General features: G+C 68.1%; 1 protein-coding gene. It reads left to right on the forward strand.

All coding sequences use genetic code 11. The features are described 5' to 3' along the window. Window positions 1-31: 31 nt before the first annotated feature. The coding region (locus ACIBEF_RS32590; RefSeq protein WP_396797266.1) for a hypothetical protein at window positions 32-1,141 on the forward strand (1,110 nt) is incomplete at its 3' end.

The raw sequence follows: 1,141 nt of genomic DNA on the forward strand, positions 1-1,141 counted from the left end.
AGGCCAGTACCGAGAAGGTGAGGAGATCCGGATGGCACCTAGGAATTCCGATCAGGTCTATGCGCAGGCGTTGAACACCCTACCGGTAGGCACCCCCATCACATTTGAGACCACAGTGATGCTTCCCGGTCATACCGTCCCTGTTCCCATCGGCCAACTGGTGAACAGACTCCGGAACATCTCGGCCGGCGGGGGGTGGGTGGCGGCGCCGGATCCGGCGTTGGTCGCCGCGTTGGCCGCGCACGGCCTGCACCGCAACCCGACCGCGCTCCCCGACGGCAAATGGCGGCTGCTACTCAGCGGCGCCAGAATCACCTGGCCCGATCAGGACTATGCGCAGGCGTTGAACCGTCTGCCGGTAGGCACCCGCATCGTTCGGGACGCCACAGTGATGCTGCCCGGTCATACCGTCCCTGTTCCCATCGGCCAACTGGTGAGCAGACTGCGGGACTCCTCGGCCCACGGGGGGCGGGTGGCGGCGCCGGATCCGGCGTTGGTCGCCGCGTTGGCCGCGCATGGCCTGCACCACAACCCGACCGCGCTCCCCGACAACAAATGGCGGCTGCAACCCACCGGCGCCAAAATCACCTGGACCGATCAGGTCTATGCGCAGGCGTTGAACCGCCTGCCGGTAGGCACCCGCATCAAGGGCAACACCACAGTGACGCTGCCTGGTCATCTCGTCCCTGTTCCCATCGGCCAACTGGTGATCAGACTGCGGAGCGCCTCGGCCAGCGGGGGGCGGGTGGCGGTGCCGGATCCGGTGTTGGTCGCCGCGTTGGCCGCGCACGGCCTGCACCAGAGCCCGACCGCGCTCCCCGACGGCAAATGGCGGCTGCTACCCAGCGGCGCCATAATCACCTGGCCCGATCAGGACTATGCCCAGGCGTTGAACCGCCTGCCGGTAGGCACCCGCATCACGCGGAACACCACAGTGATGCTGCCCGGTCATCTCGTCCCTGTTCCCATCGGCCAACTGGTGAGCACACTGCAAAGCATCGCGGCCAACGGGGGGCGGGCGGCGGCGCCGGATCCGGTATTGGTCACCGCGTTGGCCGCGCACGGCCTGCACCGCAACCCGACCACGCTCCCCGACGGCAAATGGCGGCTGCAACCCGCAGCAGCCGTCCCTGCCCGGCCC

Origin of the sequence: Micromonospora sp. NPDC050795, assembly GCF_044456785.1 — a bacterium.
In the GTDB taxonomy this organism is placed as follows: domain Bacteria; phylum Actinomycetota; class Actinomycetes; order Mycobacteriales; family Micromonosporaceae; genus Micromonospora.